Annotated in this window: 13 protein-coding genes; 10 read left to right on the top strand and 3 right to left on the bottom strand. The window is 53.9% G+C overall.

The window, feature by feature from the left end:
• The first annotated feature begins 449 nt into the window (after positions 1-449).
• From MKZ24_RS17260 to MKZ24_RS17285, 6 genes are all read left to right on the top strand, one after another.
• Positions 450-1,409 (top strand): ABC transporter permease, encoded by a 960-nt coding sequence (locus tag MKZ24_RS17260; RefSeq protein WP_042138501.1) that lies wholly within the window; start codon positions 450-452, stop codon positions 1,407-1,409.
• Between the two features lie 15 nt (positions 1,410-1,424).
• Entirely contained in the window at positions 1,425-2,318 is an 894-nt protein-coding gene (locus MKZ24_RS17265; protein WP_076243310.1) for a carbohydrate ABC transporter permease, read from the top strand.
• 30 nt (positions 2,319-2,348) lie between these two features.
• A complete protein-coding gene (locus MKZ24_RS17270; protein WP_076243309.1) occupies positions 2,349-4,196 on the top strand; it encodes an ABC transporter substrate-binding protein in 1,848 nt (615 codons plus the stop codon).
• Between the two features lie 130 nt (positions 4,197-4,326).
• Positions 4,327-6,072 carry a sensor histidine kinase gene (locus MKZ24_RS17275; protein WP_340784879.1) on the top strand — a complete coding sequence of 582 codons (1,746 nt, stop codon included), beginning with the start codon at positions 4,327-4,329 and terminating at the stop codon, positions 6,070-6,072.
• Positions 6,065-7,477: a response regulator transcription factor gene (locus tag MKZ24_RS17280; RefSeq protein ID WP_340784881.1), complete on the top strand. Its 1,413-nt coding sequence runs from the start codon at positions 6,065-6,067 to the stop codon at positions 7,475-7,477. Before MKZ24_RS17275 ends, MKZ24_RS17280 begins: the two co-directional genes overlap by 8 nt.
• 8 nt (positions 7,478-7,485) lie before the next feature.
• The gene (locus tag MKZ24_RS17285; RefSeq protein ID WP_340784884.1) at positions 7,486-9,180 is read left to right on the top strand and encodes an ABC transporter substrate-binding protein; all 1,695 of its coding nucleotides are present in this window, start codon (positions 7,486-7,488) and stop codon (positions 9,178-9,180) included.
• Between the two features lie 190 nt (positions 9,181-9,370).
• Here MKZ24_RS17285 and MKZ24_RS17290 read toward each other — a convergent pair whose 3' ends face one another.
• On the bottom strand, positions 9,371-9,598 hold the full coding sequence (locus MKZ24_RS17290; protein WP_445324169.1) for a hypothetical protein: 228 nt from the start codon (positions 9,596-9,598) through the stop codon (positions 9,371-9,373).
• Positions 9,599-9,691: 93 nt separating this feature from the next.
• The gene (locus MKZ24_RS17295; RefSeq protein WP_042237485.1) at positions 9,692-10,201 is read right to left on the bottom strand and encodes a YbaK/EbsC family protein; all 510 of its coding nucleotides are present in this window, start codon (positions 10,199-10,201) and stop codon (positions 9,692-9,694) included.
• Positions 10,202-10,356: 155 nt separating this feature from the next.
• On the opposite strand from MKZ24_RS17295, the gene MKZ24_RS17300 reads away from it, so the two are divergent.
• A complete protein-coding gene (locus MKZ24_RS17300; protein ID WP_042237483.1) occupies positions 10,357-11,001 on the top strand; it encodes a DUF1796 family putative cysteine peptidase in 645 nt (214 codons plus the stop codon).
• A gap of 148 nt (positions 11,002-11,149) precedes the next feature.
• Here MKZ24_RS17300 and MKZ24_RS17305 read toward each other — a convergent pair whose 3' ends face one another.
• Positions 11,150-11,593 carry a MarR family winged helix-turn-helix transcriptional regulator gene (locus MKZ24_RS17305; RefSeq protein WP_042237481.1) on the bottom strand — a complete coding sequence of 148 codons (444 nt, stop codon included), beginning with the start codon at positions 11,591-11,593 and terminating at the stop codon, positions 11,150-11,152.
• Between the two features lie 174 nt (positions 11,594-11,767).
• On the opposite strand from MKZ24_RS17305, the gene MKZ24_RS17310 reads away from it, so the two are divergent.
• The 3 genes from MKZ24_RS17310 (at position 11,768) to MKZ24_RS17320 (ending at position 14,821) form a co-directional block, all read left to right on the top strand.
• Entirely contained in the window at positions 11,768-13,222 is a 1,455-nt protein-coding gene (locus tag MKZ24_RS17310) for an MFS transporter (RefSeq protein ID WP_042237479.1), read from the top strand.
• A gap of 149 nt (positions 13,223-13,371) precedes the next feature.
• Positions 13,372-13,818, top strand: coding sequence for a carboxymuconolactone decarboxylase family protein (locus MKZ24_RS17315; RefSeq protein WP_340784888.1), 447 nt, complete (start codon positions 13,372-13,374; stop codon positions 13,816-13,818).
• A 64-nt stretch (positions 13,819-13,882) separates the two neighbouring features.
• Complete coding sequence (locus tag MKZ24_RS17320; protein WP_042242866.1) at positions 13,883-14,821, top strand: sigma-70 family RNA polymerase sigma factor; 939 nt, start codon at positions 13,883-13,885, stop codon at positions 14,819-14,821.
• Positions 14,822-14,862: the final 41 nt, after the last annotated feature.

Genomic DNA, 14,862 nt, shown 5'->3' on the forward strand with positions numbered 1-14,862 from the left:
AGTTTAGTTGTATTTCGTGCAATTAAACTGCCATATGTTGAACGATTAGCACCCATTCGGGAGATTTAGTTGTACAGAATACAGTTAAAGGATGCCAGCAAGCTTTTTCGCTGTTTTTAATTGCACATTTTACAACTATTACATGCTGCGATATTGGATCAACTTCAACTCACATCTCCAGTTCTGATATTGTGCTAGTTGGATATGGATACCATGAATATCTCTATTCAATTCAGGTAAGGTCAGGTGTTGTCTATCGGCAGGAGTGCTGCTGATGGACAACATCTTTTTTGGCTGCTGGTTTGTGAAAATGGTCCGCTGCGCTGTGAAAATGGTCCTATAGCCTCCTACCGCTGTCACGCGTCGGGCGCCGTTCCTCTCTCCTGATAGCAGGTTGCTTTCTGCTAGACTGAAAGCGCAAACAAAATCTGGATATAGGAGATTTCGATATGGGAGTACCCTCTGGTGAACTGCTGCATGGTGTGGAGCCGGCCCCGCCGCCCCGCAGGAAGCTGCAGAACAAATACAAGCTCTTTTTCATGGCGCTTCCGTTTCTGGCGGTAACTTTTATTTTCTACTATTTGCCGATAAGCGGATGGATTTACGCCTTCTATGATTTCATTCCCGGCATTCCCCTGTCGGACACGCCCTTTGTCGGCCTGAAGTGGTTCAGGACCATTGTCGCTAATCCGACTCAGACGGCTGAGGTGCTGCGGGTGCTGAAGAATACGGTCGCGATGAGCTCACTCGGGCTGGTGACCTCAGTGTTTCCCGTGATCTTTGCCATTCTGCTGACCGAGGTCCGGTCAGGCTGGTACCGCAAGCTGGTGCAGACGCTGACCACGATTCCGAATTTCATCAGCTGGATTCTTGTCTATGCGCTGGCCTTCTCACTGTTCTCCGTAGACAGCGGCGTGGTGAATCACCTGCTGGTCCAGTTCGGCTTCGCAGATGAAGGCTTCAACTTCCTGGCCTCCAGCTCTCATGTCTGGATTACGATGATCGCCTGGTACTGGTGGAAGTCGCTGGGCTGGGGAGCGATCCTGTACCTTGCGGCCATTGCCGGAATTGACCAGGAGCTATATGAAGCGGCGGAAGTGGATGGAGCGAGCCGGTTCCGCAAGATCTGGCATATCACGGTTCCCGGCATCATTCCTACCTTCTTCGTCCTGCTGCTGCTCTCCATCGGCAACTTTGTGAATAACGGCATGGAGCAGTATTTCGCCTTCCAGAATGCGATGAATAAGGACACGATCGAGGTGCTTGACCTCTACGTGTACAATATCGCTTTTGCCAACAACTTCCCGTTCGCAACGGCGGTCAGCATGCTGAAGTCGGTGGTCAGTGTTATCCTGCTGTTCGCGGCCAATACACTCTCGAAGATTGTGCGTGACGAATCCATTATTTAAGGGCGGTGATTCCACATGCGGAACAAGCTTAAACCGGGCAATGCCCTCTTTCAGGGAATCATCTATCTGCTCTTCGGATTATTCACCCTGAGCTGTATTTATCCGTTCTATTATCTGTTCATTAACACGATCAGCTCCAATGATCTGAGCGCCGGAGGGTATATCAAGTTCTATCCGCGGCAGATTCATTTCGACAACTACTTCAAGGTGCTGAAGATCAGCGGGCTAAGCCACGCGGCACTGGTCTCGGTCTACAGAACAGTAGTCGGCACGTTCCTGACGGTTGGGGCATCGGCTTTTCTCGGCTATCTGTTTACCAAGAAAGAAATGTGGGGCCGGCAGATCTGGTACCGCAGCATTGTGGTCACGATGTATTTCAGCGCGGGGCTGATCCCCTGGTACATCACGATGCACAATCTGCATCTGACCAACAATTATCTGGCCTATATTCTGCCGACGATTATTACCCCGTTCAACATTATTCTGGTCAAAACCTTCGTGGAGGCAATTCCGCCTTCCCTGGAGGAATCGGCAGCGATGGACGGTGCTGGATACCTGCGGGTATTCTGGAGCATCATTGTGCCGCTGACCACGCCGATTCTGGCGACGATTACGATTTTCTCGGCGGTTAACCAGTGGAACTCCTTCATTGATACGGCGTTCCTGATGACCGACACGAAATATTACACGCTGCAGTTCCTGCTCTGGCGGTATTTGAACGAATCCAGCTCGCTCGCCGCGCTGATCCGCAATTCACCGGATATGGCGGCCAGCATACAGAATATGCAGACTCCGACGTCGGTGCGGATGACGGTAACGATGATCGTAGTCATGCCGATTCTGATTGTGTATCCGTTCTTTCAGCGGTTCTTCGTCAAAGGCATCATGATCGGGGCCGTCAAAGGCTGACCGAACTAATATATCAGGGGGTATGAAGCAATGAGATTCAGATTTAGACAAGTATCGCTACTTCTGCTAAGCACGATAATGGTGCTGGTTCTGGCAGCCTGCGGCGGAGGCAACGGAAATTCAGGCAATTCGGGCACGGCGGCCAGCACGGATAAGCCGGCGGCCGAAGCCACGCCAGCCGCCGGCACAGAGGCCACAGCGGCTCCGGCAGACGGGGCGCTGGACCATTCCAAGCCGCTCAAGCTGACCGTATTCTCGACAACGGCTAATTACGCCGGCCCGCAAATCGGCTGGTTCGCCAAAGTCATCAAGGACAAATTCAACATTGAGCTGGATATTGTCGCCTCCAACCTGACCGGCGGGGATACCAAAATCTCAGCCATGATGGCCTCCGGCGATCTCGGCGATGTCATCATCTTCGGGGATGATAAGAACCATTATCCGAACGCGATCAAAGGCAAGCTGCTGCTGGACTGGACGCAGGACGGCCTGCTGGACAAATACGGCGCGGATATTGTGAAGCAGTTCCCCAAAGCGGTCGAGAAGGCTAAAGTGGCCTTTGGCGGCGGAAGCTCCGTCTTCGGTATCGGCAATAACGTGGCAACCAACCCGTCGGGACCTTCCGAGGGCAAGGATATGACCTGGGGACCCGACCTGCGCTGGGACCTGTATCAGCAGCTAGGTGCACCTGAAATCAGCAAGATCGAGGATTATCTCCCGGTGCTGAAGCAGATGCAGGAGCTGGAGCCGAAGAATGAGCAGGGAAAGAAAACCTATGCGTTCTCACTGTGGTCCGACTGGGACGGCAACTATAAAATGACGCTGGCGAAGCAGTTCGCCAACATGATGGGCTATGATGAAATCGCGGATACCGCGCTGTATGTCAAAGCGGATGAAGAGAAGTACTATGACTTCCTCTCCGAGGACAGCTGGTATATGAAATCGCTCAAGCTCTACTTCGAAGCGAATCAGATGGGCCTGCTTGACCCGGACTCGCTTACCCAGAAATTCGATGATGTGGTGGCGAAATATAAGGATGGCCGCCTGCTCTTCTCCTGGTTCCCGTGGCTGGGCGCAGCCAACTACAATACACCGGAGAGAACCGCAGAAGGCAAAGGGTTCGCGCTTGTACCGTTCAAGGATGAGCTGATGTACTCCACAGGCTTCAACGTATACGGCGGCAACGGAATTATCGCCATCGGCGCCAAGGCCAAAGAGCCGGCACGTATCATGGAGTTCATCAACTGGATGTACACACCGGAAGGCGCGATGATATCGGCAGGCAGCGGAACGGCAGTCTCCAATGGACCGCAGGGACTGGCCTGGGATATTGACAGCAGCGGCAAGCCGGTCGTGACCGACTTCGGCTGGAAGGCTTATGCCGATCAGCAGAACACGCAGGTTCCCGAAGAATACGGCGGCGGTGACTACTATTACGGCTCGAATCAGATGAACTTCTCCTTCGTGGTTCCGGCGATGGTGAATCCGGCTACGAATGAGCCGTATGACCACAATCTGTGGCAGACCACACTGGAACGCAATCCGTCGAAGCTCGACAGTGACTGGAGAGCGAAGATGGGCGTGCTTACGGCCAAGGAATATTTCGAGAAAAATAATCTGCTCGCCGTAGCTCCACAGGGCTTCACCGGCAAAGAGCCGCTGACGATGGACAAAACGCTGGAGCAGAAGAACAAGCAGATCGGTACCGTGATCCAGCAGATCTCCTGGAAGATGGTCTTCGCCAAAAACCAGGCGGAATTCGATAAGCTGAACAAAGAAATGCATGACAAAGTTAACGGTCTCGGCTATCAGGACGTGATGGACTTCTCCGTTAAGAAAGCGGAGGAGCTGTTCGAAGCCCGCAAAAGTGTGAAGTAAGCGGAAGCGGATAGGGAATAGGCAGGGCAGCGACCGCGCTGTTCTGCCTTCTTATTTTCAGAACAAGAAAAATCTGGTATTCTGATTCTATATATTGAAACGCTTTCATTAAGAGATGAGGTCCGGCCCCATGCCTGGAAAGAAGCAAGCAGGCCATCCGCCGAAGGGGAAGTCCCTGCGGACTACTTTGGTGATTTATTTGCTGATCGGTACGCTGCTGCCGCTGCTGATTGTCGGCTTCATATCCTACACTTCCATCTATTCCATTCTGTCCGGCAAAATCGGCAGCGGCATCAGTGCCAGTCTGCGCCAGGAAGCGCTGAGCCTGGAGAATGCCATCGACAATCTGGATTTCGCCTCCAAGCAGTTTGCGCTGGACGGACAGATTGTGGAGGAGATGTCTTCTTTTCTGCAGGAGAAGCAGATCTACCGCAAGTCGCAAATGATGAATTCGATTAATCAGAAGATCAACCTGGTCAACTTCACTAATCCCTATATCGGTCTGACCGCCTATATCATGCCTGACAGTGATGATCCGGTGCTGTTCACCAACATGAGTACGCGAAGGGGCTTCGATCTCAGCAGCCTGCCTTCGTTCATGCGCTATAACGGGGCTGATTATTATGGTCCGCATGGCACGATGTATGCTGTCGGCGATAATGTCGTCTTCTCGGAGCGGCGGATCGTACGGGTGAGCGGGCAGCATGAGCTGTATATCTATCTGGAGACCAATTACAGTCTGCTGCGCAAAATTTTCAATCAGGAAGCCTACGGAATGAAGGTTAATCATCTGCTGGTGAATCAGAGCGGCAGCCTTACGCATGTCATTGACGGTGAAGTGCCGGAAAGGATCGTACAACAGGCCGGCCGGAGCGGCGGATCTGCGCATGAGGTGCTGAATGGCTATCATTTGTTCCGCTATGAGAGTCCGCAGGGCTGGAAGCTTGTAGCCGTGGTCAAAAAAAAGGTGTTCAACAGTGAGATTTACACCTGGATCTACAAAATGATTCTGCTGGCGCTGCTCACCCTCCTGTTCGCAGGATTTCTGGCCTGGCTGATCTGGAGAAGGGTCTATGGTCCGCTGCGCAAGGTCAATCTCGAAATTATCCGCATGGCGGAGAATGTCACTACGCCGGTTGCATTCACGAATGTGGAGGAATTCGATTCTGTCCTGAGCAACTTCCAGCAGATGAAGGATCAGGTGAATGAGCTGATTCTGGCTGTGGCCCGCAATGAGAAGCAGAAAAGCCAGTTCGAGATTGAGAAGCTGCTCAGCCAGATCAATCCGCATTTCCTGCATAATACGCTCAATACGGTGCAGTGGCTCGCCCGGCTGAACGGACAGAAGGAGATTGACAAGCTGGTTACCCTGCTGGTGAAGGTGCTGCATTATAACCTCGGCAAGCAGAGCATCATCGTCACCATCGGGGAGGAGATTGAAGCGATCCGTAATTACATGGAGCTTCAGCGCATCCGTTACGATTATGAATTCGAGTTCAATGTAGAGGCCGATCCGGAGGTGTTGTCCGCTGCGGTTCCCCGGTTCCTGCTGCAGCCGCTGGTCGAGAATTCCATCTATCACGGACTGAGTGACAACGGCAAGGTCGATGTAATCATTACCGCGCAGGGTACGAGTGAAGTGCAGCTCATTGTGCAGGACAACGGTGCGGGAATGGATCAGGCGAAGATTGAGGAGCTGCTTGCGGTGGAGACCGTACGGAGACGGGGGCTTGGTATCGGCTTCGCTTATGTGATGCGGATGCTGCGCATGTATTACGGGGAGCAGATGAGTCTGGAGATTCTCAGCGGGGAGAGCGGCGGTACAACGGTATCCATCATCATACCCATTATGAGCAAGGAGGACTTCAATGATTAAAGCTGTGGTCGTGGATGACGAGCGGCTGGTGCGCAAAGGCTTCATCTCGCTGATTGACTGGCCGTCCTTCGGGGTGGTGATTACCGGTGAAGCGGGGGACGGCAATGCTGCATTGGAGCTGCTCCGCGAGCAGGAGACGGATCTGCTGTTCGTGGATCTTACAATGCCGGGCATGACCGGGTTCGAGCTGATCCGCCAGGTCAGGCTGCGGTTTCCGGCTGTCCGCTGTGTGGTGCTCACCTGCCACCATGAATTCGATTATGTGCAGGAGGCACTGCGGCTGGGAGCGGTCGATTATATTGTTAAAACGCTGCTGGAGGTGGAGAATGCCGACGAAACCATCCGCAGGCTGGTGGAGCGGATCAGGTGGGAGGACGGCAACCGGGGCGCCCTGGTATCCGGCGAACTGAAGGTTATGTCTGCAGACAAGGCTCTGCTCTATCTGCCCCTGGAGCCTGAAGGGAAGGAAGCGGAGCTCTTTGAACTGTCACTGGTTAAGAACCATCCGCTGATCTCATTCCAGAACCTGTGGATGACCCCGCTTCCCTGCCGTGTGGCCGTGGAAGAAATCCGCCGTGAGCTGGAGGCCGTGCTTGGAGCAGGCTGGGCAGCTGTACTTGTAGAAGGGGTGCGTGATCAGCCGCTGAAGGAGCTGGAGGAGGTTCTGGAACGGACGGTTCCGCAGGCACTGTTCTATTATACCGGTGAATCTGAGTTGCCCAAGCTGAGCTATGATGAACTCAAAACGGTTGCCGGAAGGCATCGTCCCGCTGCCGCTGCAGAGGAACCGGAGCCGCTGGTGCGTGCAGTGAATCTCCGGTGGACGCTTGAGCGGGGAGCCTGGGAAGACTTCAACGCAGCCGTTCTGTCCCGGCAGCCGCGCCAGGAGGCGGTTGCTGAGTTTGGAAGGGAGCTGCTGCGCAACTGGAGCGGGCTGCTGATGAAGCCGGAGGAGGCGGCGGAGCTTGCACTATCGGCACACCGCAACCGGAACTGGTGCCAGTGGAAAAGCTGGCTGCGCCAGTTCTCCGCTCAGGTTCAGCAGCGGATGATTGAGCTGGGCATGAGCAAAGAAGTGATGTTCTGCCTGATCAGCGCTGTGAACTATATGAAGAGCCATGCCGGGGATAAAATCAATCAGGGCGATGTAGCCGCCGCCATTAATATGAGCCGCGGCTATTTCAGCCAGTGCTTTGCCCGCTTTGCCGGGGAGACCTTCGGGGACAGTCTGCGGAGCATGCGGCTGGAACTGGCCAAATCCCTGCTGCGCGATACCCATGCGCCGGTCTGCGAAATTGCCTGCCGGTCCGGCTTTGAGGATGACCGCTATTTCAGCAGGCTGTTCCGTGAGCATGTAGGCAAGCTGCCCAGTGAATACCGTGCAGAAGGGATGGGGGAGCGGTGAACCGGGTCATGAGATATTCCTTGCCTCTATTGCTGCTGCTCAGTCTGTCCGCCTGCCGCAGCAGCGGTGCAGGGGGGCCTGCGGAACGGACAGTGCCAGCCGCTAATGCCGCCGATGCCGCTGCTTACGGCCGGTATGAGGAGCCGGTCGTGATGCGGATCGGCTTCAAGGTGCCGGATTCCCGGCTGACTACAGGCGACAGCAATGATAATAATCCGATCTCCCGCTATCTGGAGAGCCTGACGAACATCAGAGTCATTCATTCCTGGGAGGCGAAAGGCGAAGAGCCGTTTACACAAAAGGCGCAGCTGGCCATAGACAGCAATGATCTGCCGGATGCAATGGTGGTGGACCGGGATCAGCTCAGCAAGCTGATATCAAGCGATATGATTGAGGAACTGACCGATACGTATGAGCAGTACGGCTCCGAACTGATCAAGGATATGTACGATTCGACTCATGGCGAAGCCCTAGCCGACGCGCAGCGGGGCGGAAGATTGTACGGACTGCCCAATGTAGCCATTCATGCCGATTCGACCTCCCTGCTGTGGGTCCGCCAGGACTGGCTGGACCGGCTGGAGCTGCCGGCTCCGCGAACGCTTGGGGATATTGAGGCAATCGCCAGAGCTTTTATCGACAAGGACCCGGACGGCAACGGTAAGCGTGATACCGTGGGCATTAGCGCCTACAGGAATATTGTGTACGGGACCAAGCCGTATGTGAACGGTCTGGACGCAGTGTTCAGCGCCTTTCATTCCTTCCCGACCAACTGGATTAAGGACAGCGGCGGTAACGTAGTCTATGGCTCGGTTACCCCGGAGACACGCCAAGCGCTGGGCCAGCTCGCCGCATGGTACAAACAGGGATTAATTGATCCTGAGTTTGCGCTGTACAAAGAAACCCAGGAGCCGATTATTGCCGGCAAAGCCGGAATTTTCTTCGGGCCCTGGTGGATGCCCTTCTATCCTTTGTCGGAAGCGGTTGCCCAGGATACCAAAGCCGAATGGCGGGCCTACGCCGCACCGCTGGATGAGTCCGGCAAATTCGTGGCCCATATAGCCCCGGTCACGGACCGGTATCTGGTTGTCCGCAAAGGATACGGACATCCCGAGGCTGTAGTGAAGCTGCTGAATGTGTTCACCCGGCTGGAAAGAAGACGCGATCCTCACGTGGAGGAGGTCAGCAAGCTGGATGATTTCGCGGCGCAGACCGGTATTCAGCCGCGGGCGTATTACCCGTTCGATCTGCTGATTGACTATAGCGATGCCATCGAGCAGCATTATGCAGATATTCAGCAGGCGCTGCACGGCAAGATTGACCCGGATGCGCTCGACCCCGATACCCGGCTGATCTATGAACGCTGGCTGGCGGAGGAAGAACAGCCGAAGAAGAATCTGGAAGGCTGGAAGGTGGCCAATGCCTACAAATACGGGGTTGCCGTATTGTCCACAACAGCCGTTGAGGGAGTGCGCAGCGTGTATTACGGAAGTACGCTGCATATGGCAGCGAAATGGCCGGCGCTGCAGAAGCTGGAGAGTGAGACGTTTCTGAACATTATCGTCGGCGATGCGCCGCTAAGCTCTTTTGACGAATTCACCGTGAAATGGATGAGCATGGGCGGCGGACTAATCACGCGGGAGGTCACGCAAATTGTGAACCTCCGGGATGCCGAGGGTAAGCAGGCTAACAGCAGTAGCCGGTGAACAAGAATCGTAAACAGGATGCGGTGAACAGGGATCAGCATATCCGCAAAAGATGCAGCCTGAACATTGCCAAGGCCGGAGCCCTTCACAGGACTCCGGCCTATTGGCAATGTTCAGGCAGACTATATCAAGGAATAGGCGGCTTCCTCAGGCGGTTTTACCGATTTCGGCTGCAAGTCTATGTTCTGCCTTATCGTTGCGGGTGGAGCGATAGCTGACCCATGGCTCCGCACAGGGCCAGAAGGGCAAGTCCCGAGGCCAGCCACGGAATCGAGGCGATTCCCAGTGTGTTGAGGGTCACCCCGCCGAGATAAGCACCGGCGGCATTGCCCAGATTCAGCGCCGAATGGCTGGATGTGGTGGCTAGCAGCGGTGCTTTATGTGCCAGATTCATGATCCGCAGCTGAATGCCGGTCATAATCCCGAAGGCGGCGATCCCTCAGAGAAAGACGTTGGCAACGGCAAGGAGCGGATGATGCAGCGTCAGATTTGGTTGTAGCGTATTTCATAATCAGATGTTGTCTCCGATCTGAGATGTTGTAGGTTCTTCCTTCCAGCCTTTGCAGACATCGACCCATGCCCGGCTTCCGGAGTATTCGGCAAGTTCACCACAGGTTAGTTCAATGGCGGAATTGGTGCTGCCGCAGGCCGGGAAAAGCGTGCTGAACCGCTTCATGGACTCATCCAGATATACATCCAGCGGACGGGCCAGCCCGAAGGGACAAACCCCGCCGATCTCGTGTCCGGTCTGTTCCAAGACCTCATCCGGACTTAGCATCCGTGCCTTGAACCCGAAGGTCTCGCGGAACTTCTTGTTGTCAATCTTGGCATCTCCAGCCGCAACGATGAGTATGGCATCTTCTTGTGCACCGCGGAAGGAGAGGGTTTTGGCAATTCTGGCCGGAATGACGCCAATCACAGCGGCTGCCATCTCTACAGTAGCGCTGGAGGCAGCAAACTCCTGTACATCCTGCTCGCGGGAGAACTTACGGAAATGTTCTTTAACATTGGCAATCGACATGATCTTGACATCCTTTCTGAAATTACATGGTTTTCATATTGGGTTACATTCTAACCTGTTTCACCAGACTCTGCAAAACATTCCTCATCTATGATCCAAACATTTCAATCACCGGCGGCATTTAATATAGAAATAAGGGTGAGAGGTGAGCGCGGATGAAATTTGAGGAAATCAGGGGAGGATATGATTGCATTGTCAGTCTGGGAAGCTCATGCGAGCCTGCAGCCCATTTGCGCCACAGAGGCCTCCGGGTATTTTCATCGCCGCTGGACTGGGTGGTGTCGTTATCGCTTACGGATGTGAACCGGCTGCTGGGCCAGCGTTTCTCGGGGGATATGGAGCTCCCGAATATGGGTGTGATCGATGGCAATGATGTGTTTGTGGACAATGAAGTCGTCCAGCCGGTCAAATCCTATTTCGTGAAGGACTTTCATTATAATGTAATTTCAGTGCATGACTTTCCGGTGCTGGAGGGGCTGGAGTGGAGCCACGTCTACCCGGATTTCAAGCAAAAAATCAATATGCGATCCCAGCGCCTGCTGGACACCCTGCAGATGAGCCGGAAGGCGCTGTTCATCCGCTGGGGCAGTACGTATGAGGAAGCCTGTGAGCTTCAGACCGTGCTGCGCACCTTAACCGGCGGGGATTTCCATATTCTGATTGTAAACGGTGTCGATGGACTGGAGTCCGTGCTCGACCGTGACTGGCCGCTGCCCGGTATTGCGTCTCTGGCAATTCCGAACCGTGCGGGGGATGCGGAGAGCTGGGATCATATTCTGGACGGTATATATCTGCTGTAGGGATTATAAGCAGACTATAATATAAGCGAACAGCAGAGCAGCGGCTCCCTGGAAGACGGGAGAACCGCTGCTCTGCTGTGTTTCACGGATTATAACATCCTATATAACCTGAGCTGGATAACTTGCACAGCCGCTGGAGAAGCTGCTGTCAATTCTGCCCGTTCAGCAGGTCTGAATTCCGCGTGACCTTATGGAGCAAAGTAATCAGAGTGTCGATTTCTTCCCCGGTTAGATCTGCAGACAGCTTGCGGTTGAAATCATCTAACAGCGACTGGAATACCGGGGCGAATTCGAGCGCTTTGGCCGTCGGGTACAGCAGGGAGGAGCGGCGGTCCTTGGGATCAGTCCGGCGTTCGATATATCCCGAGGCCTCCAGATGTTTCACGGAGCGGGCGGTGGTGGCTTTATCACATTTTATTTCACTGGTCATCTGATCCTGTGTGATCCCCGGGTGGCTCAGAATCAGCTTAAGGAAGCTATGCTGCCCACCGCTGCCGATACCATAGGGCAACAGCTCTTTGGCCAGAATTTTTTGATTCTGGCGGTGCAGATGGGAGATCAGCTTGCCGATCGGTTCTTTGTTTGAAGTCACTGACGGACACCTCTTCAGGGGATAATGACGGCGTTCTGGATACCTCTGAATACCGTCTGCCTCAAATACTACAACAATATGGTTGCGTGTGCAACTAATTTGCAGTACACTGGGATTGGCTGTTTTGTTGCGCATGCAACTAGTTGTTCAATATGACGCAAGAGGTGTTTGCAAATGAGCAGTATAAGTGCTACATACCAGGAGGATGCAGTGATTCAGAAGAAACGCTGGATTATTCTGATCGTCCTGAATTTATTTACATTTATGTCTACGCTGGACGGAAGTATTGTGAATATTGCGCTGCCGGTGCTGGTGAAGGAGCTGCAGCTGCCGGTTGCTCAAGTAGAATGGGTGACTACCGGATATTTGATGGTCATCTGCACTGTCATCCTATTCTTCGGGAAGCTTGGCGATATTGCCGGGAAGATCAGGATTTTTAAGTTAGGCATGATTATATTCACCGCCGGCTCCCTGCTCTGCGGTCTAAGCCACAGTCTGCCGCTGCTGATTGCGGCGCGTGTGGTTCAGGCGATCGGCGCTTCGATGACTATGGCGAACAGCCAGGGGATTGTTACGGATATTTTCCCGTCCACCGAACGCGGCAAGGCATTGGGACTGATCGGGACCTTCGTGTCACTGGGCAGTATAGCCGGACCAAGTCTCGGGGGAATCATAGTTTCCACTATGGGCTGGGAATATATTTTCTGGGTAAATGTTCCGATTGGACTGATTGCGATTGTGCTCGGGTGGAAGGTGCTGCCGAAGGATCTAGTCCGGGTGAAGTCCAGAATCGATCTTCCCGGCAGCCTGCTGTTTGCTGTCTTTATTGTTACTTTATTCGCCGGTCTGCTGCTTGGCCAGCAGCTTGGATATAGGGATAACCGGATTCTAGCCTCCCTGATAGCGGCTGCTATAACCCTTATAGCATTTCTGATGGTGGAGCTGCGCCGCAAGCAGCCGCTGCTTCAGCTGTCGCTGTTTAAGAATCCGCTGTTCTCGCTGAGTATTTTCTGTGCTTTTCTGGTGTTTGTCTCCAACTTCTGTTTCAACATTATCGCGCCGTTCTATGCACAGAATATGCTGAATATGTCGCCCTTCAGTGCCGGCTTCCTGCTGATGCTCTTTCCGATATCCATGGTCATTGTCGCGCCGCTTAGCGGGGCGTTGTCCGATAAGATTGGTTCAGAGCTGCTGACCTTTGCCGGGCTGATTGTTATGGTCATTGCCCAGTTCGGGCTGGCCAGGCTGCATGAAGGCAGTCCGGTACTGCTGGTCGGCGTATGGATTGCCATGCTCGGAATCGGCAGCGGTTTATTCGGCTCGCCGAATAATTCACTGGTGATGTCGACCGTGCCGCGCACCCAGCTTGGCTCCGCAGGCAGTGTGAATTCACTGGTCCGCAATGTAGGGATGGTCGTGGGAATCACTGTTGCTACGTCCATACTATTCAACGTGATGAGCAGCAGGGCAGGCTACCGGGTGACCGGACTAATCGAAGGACGCCCGGACATTTTCCTCTCAGGGATGCATGTGGTCTTCATGACCTCGTCCAGCATTTGCCTGTTATCGGCGCTGCTGACCGGCTGGCGGCTGTTCTCGTCCCGCAGGGCTAAGAGATTGAACGCTTAAAACGAACTAAATCACTTTATGGAATTTTCCCGCTTAAACAGCGGAGAGGTGTTTAGAAATCCGAGTTAATAAATTTGTCTATATCCTGTCACAAACCACAGCCCCATCTTGTCTACAGTAATGTAGAACACGAATGGAGGCGATTGGACATGAGTCTGAGAATGAATTATCGTGAGGTTAACGCGCCGGCTTTCCGGGCAATGATGATACTGGAGCAGCATGCAGGAAGCCGCAGCAAGGATAAGGTACTGTATGAGCTGGTCAAAATACGTGTCTCCCAAATCAACGGCTGTGCGTTCTGTCTGGATATGCATGCCAAGGATCTGATGAAGCTGGGCAACTATGCTGATCATATTCTGCTGCTGAGTGTCTGGCGTGAAGCACCGATATTCACTGATAAAGAACGGGTGCTGCTGGAATTCGCCGAGCATGTAACCCTGATTAGCCAGGCAGGTGTTCCGCAGGAGCTGTATCTCAAGGTACTGGAGCATTTCAGCGAAGAGGAAATGGTTGACTGGATTATGGCGATCAATACGATCAATAGCTGGAACCGGATTGCAATTACCACGGGGATGTTCCCCGGATGTATCAGCTGAGTTTGAAATAGATAGTCTTAAGGGTAAGGAGGGGCAGCGCGTGGAGATCCGGGATAATGAAGGCATGAAGGTTGAGAGTCCGTCTGCGGAGAGTTTAGGTATGGAGGAGCTGTATCAGCACTATAAAGGCTATGCATTCTCCATTGCCTACCGGATGTTAGGTGTGGTTGCGGATGCGGAGGATGCTGTTCAGGATACATTCGCAGAGCTTCAGCGCCGGGACCGGAGCGGAATTCAGAATATCAAAGCCTATGTGGCCAAAGGCGTCACCAACCGTTGCCTGAATATGCTGAATTCTGCGCGCAGCCGGAGAGAGACCTATATCGGAGAGTGGCTGCCGGAGCCGGTCAGCACAGGGTATGATGGTCCGGAAGCGGAGGCAGAGCGGAAGGATAGCCTATCGTATGCTTTTCTGGTGCTGCTGGAACGTCTGGCGCCAACGGAGCGGGCCGTATTTGTACTGCGTGAGGCATTCCAGTACGACTACGAGGAAATTGCCGGGATGGTTGGCAAGACGGAGAGCAACTGCCGGCAAATCTTCAGCCGGGCGAAGCGCACACTGCAGGCGGAGCGTGCGGCTACATCGCCTTCCCCTTCTCCCGGTTACGGAGCCGTCAAAGAGAATCTGCTGCGGAGCTTCACTGCCGCGTTCACCTCTTATGATGTCGGCAGCATGCTGAAGCTGCTGGGGGAACATCCTGTGCTGGTTGCTGACGGTGGCGGACAGGAAGTGCATACGATTCTCCGGCCGATGACCGGCCGCAAAGGCGTGCTGGCGCTGCTGACCTCACGCAGGGTGATGCATTATCTCCGGGAATGGGAGCAGCACTATGGAATAGTCAATGGCGAGCCTGGCCTGATCTTCACCCATCAGGGTGAGATCAAAGGAGTGATCTGTCTGATTCCCGACCGGAGCGGCGAGCAGATCCAGAACATCTACCTAATGATGGACCCGGCCAAAATGAGCCATATTACAGTTCATCCGGTGACGCCGCGGAGTTAATCTCGGAGCAGAACCCAAAGACCCGTTACAAATCCCTGCCG

The sequence above is a fragment of the Paenibacillus sp. FSL R7-0297 genome (genome assembly GCF_038009025.1).
Taxonomy (GTDB): Bacteria; Bacillota; Bacilli; order Paenibacillales; family Paenibacillaceae; genus Paenibacillus_AQ.

Bases quoted from the DNA above. Each gene is read 5' to 3' on its own strand.
- MKZ24_RS17265 (WP_076243310.1), top strand. From the start codon at position 1,425: ATGCGGAACAAGCTTAAACCGGGCAATGCCCTCTTTCAGGGAATCATC.
- MKZ24_RS17310 (WP_042237479.1), top strand. From the start codon at position 11,768: ATGAGCAGTATAAGTGCTACATACCAGGAGGATGCAGTGATTCAGAAG.
- MKZ24_RS17300 (WP_042237483.1), top strand. From the start codon at position 10,357: ATGAAATTTGAGGAAATCAGGGGAGGATATGATTGCATTGTCAGTCTG.
- MKZ24_RS17290 (WP_445324169.1), bottom strand. From the start codon at position 9,598: ATGACCGGCATTCAGCTGCGGATCATGAATCTGGCACATAAAGCACCG.
- MKZ24_RS17320 (WP_042242866.1), top strand. From the start codon at position 13,883: ATGAAGGTTGAGAGTCCGTCTGCGGAGAGTTTAGGTATGGAGGAGCTG.
- MKZ24_RS17280 (WP_340784881.1), top strand. From the start codon at position 6,065: ATGATTAAAGCTGTGGTCGTGGATGACGAGCGGCTGGTGCGCAAAGGC.
- MKZ24_RS17315 (WP_340784888.1), top strand. From the start codon at position 13,372: ATGAGTCTGAGAATGAATTATCGTGAGGTTAACGCGCCGGCTTTCCGG.
- MKZ24_RS17285 (WP_340784884.1), top strand. From the start codon at position 7,486: ATGAGATATTCCTTGCCTCTATTGCTGCTGCTCAGTCTGTCCGCCTGC.
- MKZ24_RS17270 (WP_076243309.1), top strand. From the start codon at position 2,349: ATGAGATTCAGATTTAGACAAGTATCGCTACTTCTGCTAAGCACGATA.
- MKZ24_RS17260 (WP_042138501.1), top strand. From the start codon at position 450: ATGGGAGTACCCTCTGGTGAACTGCTGCATGGTGTGGAGCCGGCCCCG.
- MKZ24_RS17295 (WP_042237485.1), bottom strand. From the start codon at position 10,201: ATGTCGATTGCCAATGTTAAAGAACATTTCCGTAAGTTCTCCCGCGAG.
- MKZ24_RS17275 (WP_340784879.1), top strand. From the start codon at position 4,327: ATGCCTGGAAAGAAGCAAGCAGGCCATCCGCCGAAGGGGAAGTCCCTG.